A 9,515-nucleotide genomic window follows, 5' to 3' on the forward strand; every position below is an offset into this window, starting at 1 on the left:
GAAAGAAAGGCGGAGCAAGCCACCGTAGATACCAAAGCAGCCAACAATGAAGCGAGATCTTCTGCAGTAAGCTTTACACAAAACGCAATGCCTGTATACTACACCAATGCTTCGGCGTATCCCACAGCAATACAGCAGCTATTAAGTGTCAATTATTATGATACCTATCCTACGGGAACTCCGGCAGTTCCTACGCTGATTCTGGATCAAAATGTTTTACCGCAAGATCCCGGAACAGGCGCGGTAAGCACAAAAGGTCTTTCTACAGCATCCTATGTAAAGAATCTGACAGATGATAACTGGACCAAAAATTCCGTCTGGTATGATGCCAAAGCCAGGGTTATCGGGTCGCACTCTTTAAATCATTTAGGCGGCTACACCAGAACGGAAACAAAGCTTGATTTTGCAGGAACCACAATTCAGTCTAAGGTTTATCATAAAAGATTATCTGCGGACACGGAAAAGCTGATCACACAGAATTTTGAGTACGACAGCCGGAACCGGATGCTGGTACACAAGCATAAAGTGGATAACAACACAGAGCAAATACTTGCCCAGAATGAGTACAATGAGCTTTCGCAGTTAAAAAACAAAAAAGTAGGAGCTTCTACCACTACTCCTGCATTACAGAGCATTGATTATGCATACGATGTCAGAGGGGCACTGGTAAAAATCAATAACCCGGCGAATCTTAACGGTAAGCTTTTCGGGTACGAGATAAAATACAGCAATCCGTTGAAAACAACGGCAAAATACAACGGAAGCATTACGGAAGTAGACTGGAAGACAGCTACTGACGGAATCCTAAGAAGGTATTCTTACCAGTATGACACGCTGGGCAGGCTTACAAAAGGAAGCTATTCGGAGCCCAATGCTTCTGTTCCTGAAAACGGTTTTTTTAACGAAACTACAGCCTATGACCTTGGCGGAAATATCACCTCACTGCAAAGGAATGCTAAAAGCCAGGCAGGAATAGCCGAACAGATTGACGACCTCGTTTATACCTATACAGGAAACAGGTTGAATACCGTAACGGATAATAAGCAAAATTATCTGGGCTATCCTGATACTTCAGGAGCTTTCATTACTTATGACAGCAATGGGAATATGAAAGACCATAAGGATAAAGGGGTTTTACAGATCGATTACAATGACCTGAATCTTACCGGTAAGGTAACCTTCGATCAGACCTATGTGTTCAGAAATAAACTGGGTGGCGCTGAAGAGACCAGAAATGTAAATACACAGTATACCTACAGGGCAGACGGGACAAAGCTGGGTAAGGTATATGTATTTGCAGGGTTTGCAGACGGTACAGAGCTTTACAGGGCAACAGATTACCTGGATGGCTTCCAGTATGAAAACCAGACATCTGTACCATCAACCACCCGTGTGTTAAAATTTGTACCCACGGCAGAAGGTTATTATGATTTTGAAAATAATCGGTATATTTACCACTACACAGACCATTTGGGAAATGTGAGATTAAGCTACTTTTATAATGGCAGCAGCGCAGCAGTTCTTGAAGAAAACAACTACTATCCTTTCGGGCTAAAACATGAAGGCTACAATGTTTTAAACGGAAATCCCGCGTACAAATACCAGTATAATGGTAAAGAGCTGCAGCAGGAAACCGGATGGAGCGATTACGGAGCCAGGATGTACATGGCTGATATTGCAAGATGGGGTGTAATAGATCCTTTAGCGGAAACTTCCAGGAGATGGACCACTTATAACTATGCTTTTGATAATCCTGTCAACTTCATCGATCCGGATGGGAAAAGAGCGGTAGGTCCAAGTAGTCCTGCTCAAAATTTTTACGGCCCGGGAGGTATGCTGGATTATTATTCACATGGAGGTTCAGGAAGTAGAGCCAGTATCGCTGCGTGGCTGGGACAAGGAGATCCTTTTACCAATGAAGAAATGATGGGACCCGGAGGCCCCGCTTTTGTGGAAGAACCAAACATTACAGGATCTCCGGAATACCAGGAAGCCATGAATATGATTTATACTCCGGATTTTGGACAGTTTGATTTTTCCCAGTTTGGAAATGACAATGATGAAGAGCCTGTGAACTTTTTTTCAAATATTGAACCAGCAGTTTTTCATAATGTTTATAAAGATGCATCCAAGAAATATAAAAATACTAAAGGGGACGGTATTTTTAGAGTATATGGACATGGAAATGTAGGATTAATACAAGATGAGAGGACTAAAATTTTATCTGCAGATGAATTTGATATACAAATGAATTTAAAAAATAATAACTGGAAAAAGGTTGACACAATGAAAAATAGTACACTTATATTATATACTTGCATGTCTGCCTCAGAACTAAATGGAGAGACGTCTATTGCAAGATTAATTTCTCGAAAGCATACAAAAACATTAGTAATAGGCTTTGACGGATATGCAACTTATGGTAAAGAAAGTATTGCCGGCAGACCAATTATTAAAAGTATTAATCAAGGGTTAGAATTAAAAGATGGAATGGGAACTGTTGTCTTTTATATGAATGGTAAAGAAATTAACAGGATGATGTACTCTACCTTTCAATTATTAAAATATTAACTAATAAAATAAATTATGAGAAATTTAATATTCTTATTTTTATCTGTCCCGTGCATATTAGCATGTTCTGATAAAAATAATGCTAAGAATGAAATAAACAATAATATTACTGATACTGTAAAGGTATTAAAAGAAGGAAATCCCTATTTGGTTAACTATGAAAATAAAGAAAGGATAAAGAAATTACTAGACAATGCTATTAAAAATGGAGATACATTAGCTTATCAGGATGCTTTTAAAGACTTTTCAACATCAGGCCATCTACAAGAATTTTTATATTACTCAGTAAAAATGGCAAAAAATCATAATTATAGTGGCGGATATTTTGACACTTATTATATTCTGAATTTATTAAATAATCAAAATGGATATTTATCAATTAAAGATAAAAATGAGTCATTATTTTACTTATTAAGAGCATACGAAATGGGTAATTCTAATGCTAAATATAAGATTAAAGATTTATTTTTAAAAGAAAATAAAAAAATCCCTACTTCAGAATCAGTTCTAGAAAAATAAAATAATTAAATAGAGCATTGAAATTCAATGCTCTATTTTTAAGTTATTTGCCTGAAACTATGCTTTTGATAACCCTGTCAATTTCATTGATCCGGATGGAAAAAGAGCAGGCCCAAGTAACCCGACTCAAAATTTTTACGGTCCTGGGGGAATGTTAGATTACTATTCTAGGGGAGGAAATGGAAGCAGAGCCAGTATAATGGCATGGATGGGGCAAGATCAGCCTTTTACCAATGAAGAAATGATGGGACCCGGTGGTGGTGTCTTTTCAAAGGGACCGGATATTACAGATTCTCTTGAATACCAGGAAGCCATGAATATGATTTATACTCCGGATTTTGGACAGTTTGATTTTTCCCAGTTTGGAAATGACAATGATGAAGAGCCTGTGAACTTCTTTGGAAAATCAGATGAAAAAGTTTTCCATGAGAAGTTTAAAGAAATGCAGAAGAAATTCGGAATGACTAAAGGAGATGGTATTTTTAGAGTTTTCGGACATGGATATGAAGGAGGAATATGGGATGGGGATAATCTTATGAAAGATGCAGATTCATTTGATAAAGTTATGAGTAGTAAAAATTCTCGTTGGAAAAATGTAGATAAAATGGAAAAATCTATGCTTTTACTTTATTCTTGTTTATCTGGCTATGAAAGTGATGATGTTAAAGAATCAATTGCAAGAAAAATATCACAAAAACATCCAAATACAACTGTTGTTGGTTTTGAAAAATGGATACCCTATAATTCTAATGTGGCAGGATTTCCTATGGTTAACAGATTTAAAAATTCTGAGGACAATTGGGGCTATGTAAGCATTTTTTTGGGAGGAAAATTAATTTCTAAACAATTATATCGGGACTTTATTAAATAATTTATTATGAAAAAGATTATTATATTAAATATACTTTTATTGTTGATAAGTTGTAATAAAAAAGAAAAAACAAAAGAAACAACATCACCATCGAGTATCAAGAATAGTGAAACAACTGATAAATATTTAAACGATGCAATTTTAAAGGGTGACACCATAGCATATATAAGAGCTTATAAAGCCTATTCTATACATGGTCGTGATGAAGAATTTTTATATTATGCTATTAAAATGGCTGAAGAACATCAGTATCCTTTTGCTTATGAAAATGTATATACAATTTTATCAACTATTAGTGACGAGAAAGGTTATAATAAAAAAAGTAAAATTGGTGAATATTACTTATTGAGAGCTTATGAATTAGGAAACGCAATGGCAAAAGAAAGAATTAAATGGAAATATAGTGATGAAAATAAAAAAATTCCTACTTCCAGATCAGTTTTAGAGAATTAATTAAGGCGGCTTCCCCTGCTTTCGCGAGTTTTTAGCTCGGCTAGTAGATAACACAAAAAAACACCGCATTTTAAAATGAGACGGCTTCTTTGTGTGGAATTGCTATCTTTTTTGAGACAAAAAGTTTACACTTTTTTATATTCCTATTTTGGATAATATTGAAAATAATTAGGGTATTGAACTTTCAATACTCTAATTTTATAAAATAAGTTTCGCTAGAAACAGCAGCAGAGGTCATTGAAGAAAACAACTACTATCCTTTCGGGCTAAAACATGAAGGCTACAATGTTTTAAACGGAAATCCCGCGTACAAATATCAGTACAATGGTAAAGAAGCTACAGCAGGAAACAGGATGGAGCGATTACGGAGTCAGGATGTACATGGCTGACATTGGAAGATGGGGCGTGATAGACCCTCTGGCTGAAACCTCCAGAAGGTGGACCACCTATAATTATGCTTTTGATAATCCTGTCAATTTTATAGACCCAGATGGGAAAAGAGCGGTAGCTCCAAGCAGCCCGGCTGAAATTTTTACTGTTCCGGAGGTATGCTGGATTATTATTCACATGGAAGTTCAGGAAGCAGAGCCAGTATAATGGCGTGGATAGGGCAAGGTGAACCATTTACAAATGAAGAAATGATGGGACCCGGTGGCGGTGTCTTTTCAAAGGAACCGGATATAAGGGACTCTCCGGAATACCAGGAAGCCATGAATATGATTTATACTCCGGATTTTGGACAGTTTGATTTTTCCCAGTTTGGAAATGACAATGATGAAGAGCCTGTGAACTTCTTTGGAAAATCAGATGAAAAAGTTTTCCATCAGGTTTATAAGCAAATGTATGAACTTTTTAAAGATACCAAAGGAGATGGTGTTTTTAGAGTATATGCGCATGGAAATTTTGGATATTTGGTTGACGAAAATGGATATGCTGTTGATACAGCTAAAAAATTTGATGTTATTATGAAGTCTAAGAATTCAAACTGGAAGAATGTAGACAAAATGAAAGATCCAATTCTGATTTTATTTGCTTGTTTATCAGGTCAGAGCACTGTTCAAAATGACGCTATTGGTAAACAAATATCTCAGGCCCATCCTAATCTAACGGTTATTGCATTTAATGGTTTTGTAACATATGACCCAAAAGCGAATGGAATTAAAAATGTTAATGCAGCTCAAAATTCTGGTGACGGTCGAGGAGGAATTGTTTTTTATCAAAATGGAGAATATTTGACAGGTTATAGATACAATCAATTTCTTAAAAAATATCCAAATTTTAAATAAATATTTAAACTATATAAAATGAAAAACTTATTATTTGTGATACCATTATTTTTTTTCTTTGAGAGCTGTTCTAAAACAGAGAAAAAAAGGAATAATGATAAAAAAGAGAGCGTTGAGAATAAAAAAGTAGCTACTGATACTAACTCTCTAAATATTAATGATACTAAATTGCAAGAAGATTTAAATAATATGCTTCTTAAAAATGATACTATTATGTATATTAAATCTCGTAGAAAATACATAACAAGTGGTCACTCCAAAGAGTTTTTGTATTATGCAATATTGATGGCTGAAAAGAACAATTATAAAGAAGCTTACAAAGATATAACCAATATTCTTGATTTTACTTTAGAGGATCCACTAGCATATAATAGTCAATATGCTTCGTATTGTTTATTAAAAGCATATGAAATGGGAGATGAAGGAGCAAAATCATCAGTCAACTATATTTATACAGAGAAAGGAAAGAAAATCCCGACATCCTCTTCAGTATATTGCTCGAAATAGGATAATAATCATATTTTATATAGGTCATAGACAAAAAAATATTGCTTACAAAGCTGGAATTATTATCTCATTTAAGATGTATCTATTTCCTAAAGAAAAAATATATTTTTGTAAAAACAGTGCAGAGATTGAAGAAAATAATTATTACCCGTTTGGATTAAAACAGGAAAGTAATATCCTGAATTTTTCCACATACAACTATGGCTACAACGGCAAAGAGCTTCAAACAGAAACCGGCTGGAACGATTATGGGGCAAGGATGTATATGCCTGACATCGCAAGATGGGGAGTAATTGATCCTTTGGCAGAAACATCAAGAAGGTTTAATCCTTACAATTATGCCTTAAACAACCCTATGATGTTCATTGATCCGGATGGTAGAAAAGCGATGGCCCCCAATACCTGGGAATGGAACACCCCTACAGGTGGTGCATTAGGTTATATGCTAGGTGGTGGTGCTTCTACTTTTGGCTCGTTTGCTGAGTTTTTAGGTGAAGAAAATCCTTTAACTAAGTTTAATAATAATGACACTGGCGGTGGGGCTGGAATAGGCTTAGGTACAGAAGCTACCTACGATGAGGTAATGGATTTCCTTGGTTTACCACGGCAACAATACTTTCAGGGAATTGATTTTTCTCAGTTTGGAAATGACAATGATGAAGAGCCTGTGAATTTCTTTGGAAACAATTCACATGATCAGGTTTTTCGTGATAAATTTGAGCAACAGTTTAGTAAGTTTAAAAATACCAAAGGAGATGGTATTTTCAGAGTCTATGGACACGGTGATACAGGTATGATATGGAATGATGAACAAGAGATATGGAATGCGAAAACATTTGATAAAGTCATGGGGGCAAAAAATAAAAATTGGAAAAATATAGATAAATATGAAAATCCAATATTATTTCTTTATTCCTGTCTCTCTGGATTTGAATTTGAAAAAACTGGAAAGTCAAGTGCAATTGCTAGAAAAATTTCAAAACAACACCCAAACCTTACCGTAGTTGGATTTGATTCATATGTGGATTATGGACAAAAAAATTCTGGTATGAGCAAAATAAACTTCTCGCCTAATACAGGAGATGGAAACGGGTATATCGTTATATTTAAAAATGGCGAAATTATTCATAAAGAGCTTTTTAAAAACTATATAAAATAACTGAAATGAAGATTTTTAAATCAATAGTCTTAAGTATTTTTCTATTATCAACTTTTTCATGTAATAAAAAAGAGCACATTATTACAGAACAAAAAAATGAAGATATTGTGAACTCAGAAAATAATAGATTTATTCCTAATGATTCTATTAATACTCTTTTAAAAAATGCTTTGCAAAAAGGAGATACATTATCTTATAATAAAGCATATCATTATTTTGCAATTTATCATTACAAAAAAGAATTTTTATATTATTCAATGACCATGGCGAATAAATATCAATATGGAAAAGCATATTTTGATACTCATTACTTTCTGAGATTTTTAAATCATGAAAATGGGTTGGAAACCAATACAAACTTGATAGATTATTATTTATTACGAGCTTATGAAGTTGGGAATAAAGATGCTAAAGAAGTCGTGAATGAAAAGTATTTAAATAAAGGTCTGAAAGTTCCTACTTCAGAATCAGTTTTAGAAAAATAGCAAAAATAGAGCATTGAAATTCAATGCTCTATTTTTACAATTATACAGACCATTTGGGAAATGTGAGATTGAGCTACTTTTATAATGGTAGCAGCGCAGAAGTTCTTGAAGAAAACAATTATTATCCTTTCGGGTTAAAACATGAAGGCTATAATGCTCTGAACGGAAATCCCGCGTACAAATACCAGTATAATGGTAAAGAGCTGCAGCAGGAAACCGGATGGAGCGATTACGGAGCCAGGATGTACATGGCTGATATTGCAAGATGGGGCGTGATAGACCCTCTGGCTGAAACCTCCAGAAGATGGACCACCTATAATTATGCTTTTGATAATCCTGTCAATTTTATAGATCCGGATGGGAAAAGAGCGGTAGCTCCAAGCAGTACTGTTGAAATATTTTATGCTCCCGGGGGTATGTTGGATTATTATTCGCATGGAGGTACAGGAAGCAGAGCCAGTATCGCCGCGTGGCTGGGACAGGAAGATCCTCTTACCAGTGATGATATGATGACCGGTGGAGGTGTCTTTTCAAAGGAGCCGGATATAAGGGACTCTCCGGAATACCAGGAAGCCATGAATATGATTTATACTCCGGATTTTGGACAGTTTGATTTTTCCCAGTTTGGAAATGACAATGATGAAGAGCCTGTGAACTTCTTTGGAAAATCAGATGAAAAAGTTTTCCATGAGAAGTTTAAAGAAATGCAGAAGAAATTCGGAATGACTAAAGGAGATGGTATTTTTAGAGTTTTCGGACATGGTTTTGAAGGTGGTATATGGGATGGAGATAATTTATTGAGGGATGCTAATTCATTTGACAAAGTAATGGTTAATAAAAATCCCCGTTGGAAAAATGTGGATAAAATGGAAAAATCAATGCTTCTTCTTTACTCTTGTTTGTCTGGATATGATGAAGGAAAAATAGTATCTATTGCACAGCAAATATCATTGAAGCATCCAAAAACAATAGTAGTAGGTTTTGAAAAATGGATACCCTACAATATTAACACTCCTGGGTTCCCTATGATTAATAGACTCAAGGATTCTACAGATAATTGGGGCTGGGTTAAAGTCTACCTTAATGGAAAAATAATACAACATCAACCATACAGAGATTTTATAAAATAAATATTAAGTACAATGAAGATAAATCAAATTATCATAGTTCTTGGCTGCATAATCAGTTTGATATGCTGTAAACAAGAAGGAAAAGAAATTATGGCAGACAAAAACAATATAACGTCTGAACCTGTTTTATTTGATATAAACAATGATACAATTAAAGAAAATTTGAATGATGCCATTAAAAAAGGGGATACAATTGCTTATTTGAAATCACTCAAAATATTTACTACAAACGGTTATGAAAAAGAATTCCTTTACTATGCCATGAAAATGGCGGAAGAACAACATTATCCTCTTGCCTATGAAAATGTTTATACAATTTTATTAAGAATAAGTGATGAGAATGGTTATAGAAAAGATAGCAAAATAGGAGAATATTATTTATTAAAAGCTTATGAATTAGGGAGTAAATCCGCAAAATACAATCTTGAAAATTTCTACAAAAATAAACCGATTCCAACATCTGCATCCGTGTTAAAATAGGGTAGACTTCCCTGTTTTTCAGACAAATTAAAATTATTAAATTTAGTTTGTTAA

10 protein-coding genes and 1 pseudogene are annotated in these 9,515 nt (G+C 34.5%); all 11 read left to right on the forward strand.

Going from position 1 to position 9,515, the window contains the following annotated elements; genetic code table 11:
* Positions 1-2,571: RHS repeat domain-containing protein (locus PMI13_RS11290; RefSeq protein WP_007843742.1), on the forward strand; the 2,571-nt coding region annotated here is incomplete at its 5' end.
* 15 nt (positions 2,572-2,586) lie between these two features.
* On the forward strand, positions 2,587-3,090 hold the full coding sequence (locus tag PMI13_RS11295; protein ID WP_007843743.1) for a hypothetical protein: 504 nt from the start codon (positions 2,587-2,589) through the stop codon (positions 3,088-3,090).
* Between the two features lie 151 nt (positions 3,091-3,241).
* On the forward strand, positions 3,242-3,961 hold the full coding sequence (locus tag PMI13_RS11300; protein WP_007843744.1) for a hypothetical protein: 720 nt from the start codon (positions 3,242-3,244) through the stop codon (positions 3,959-3,961).
* Between the two features lie 6 nt (positions 3,962-3,967).
* Positions 3,968-4,414, forward strand: coding sequence for a hypothetical protein (locus PMI13_RS11305; RefSeq protein WP_007843745.1), 447 nt, complete (start codon positions 3,968-3,970; stop codon positions 4,412-4,414).
* A 324-nt stretch (positions 4,415-4,738) separates the two neighbouring features.
* Positions 4,739-5,011: an RHS repeat domain-containing protein gene (locus tag PMI13_RS21775; protein ID WP_007843746.1), complete on the forward strand. Its 273-nt coding sequence runs from the start codon at positions 4,739-4,741 to the stop codon at positions 5,009-5,011.
* Positions 4,963-5,700, forward strand: a complete 738-nt coding sequence (locus PMI13_RS11315) for a hypothetical protein (RefSeq protein WP_034732498.1) — start codon at positions 4,963-4,965, stop codon at positions 5,698-5,700. The genes PMI13_RS21775 and PMI13_RS11315 overlap by 49 nt, the downstream gene beginning before the upstream one ends.
* A gap of 18 nt (positions 5,701-5,718) precedes the next feature.
* Entirely contained in the window at positions 5,719-6,207 is a 489-nt protein-coding gene (locus PMI13_RS11320; RefSeq protein ID WP_007843748.1) for a hypothetical protein, read from the forward strand.
* Between the two features lie 76 nt (positions 6,208-6,283).
* Positions 6,284-7,366 (forward strand): RHS repeat domain-containing protein, encoded by a 1,083-nt coding sequence (locus PMI13_RS21780; RefSeq protein ID WP_007843749.1) that lies wholly within the window; start codon positions 6,284-6,286, stop codon positions 7,364-7,366.
* 5 nt (positions 7,367-7,371) lie between these two features.
* Positions 7,372-7,851 carry a hypothetical protein gene (locus PMI13_RS11330; protein ID WP_007843750.1) on the forward strand — a complete coding sequence of 160 codons (480 nt, stop codon included), beginning with the start codon at positions 7,372-7,374 and terminating at the stop codon, positions 7,849-7,851.
* Positions 7,852-7,880: 29 nt separating this feature from the next.
* Positions 7,881-8,216: pseudogene (locus PMI13_RS21835) on the forward strand (RHS repeat-associated core domain-containing protein); the annotation flags it as partial.
* Between the two features lie 777 nt (positions 8,217-8,993).
* The gene (locus PMI13_RS11340) at positions 8,994-9,461 is read left to right on the forward strand and encodes an SEL1-like repeat protein (protein ID WP_007843752.1); all 468 of its coding nucleotides are present in this window, start codon (positions 8,994-8,996) and stop codon (positions 9,459-9,461) included.
* Positions 9,462-9,515: the final 54 nt, after the last annotated feature.

This window comes from Chryseobacterium populi, assembly GCF_000282115.1.
Lineage (GTDB): Bacteria > Bacteroidota > Bacteroidia > Flavobacteriales > Weeksellaceae > Chryseobacterium > Chryseobacterium populi.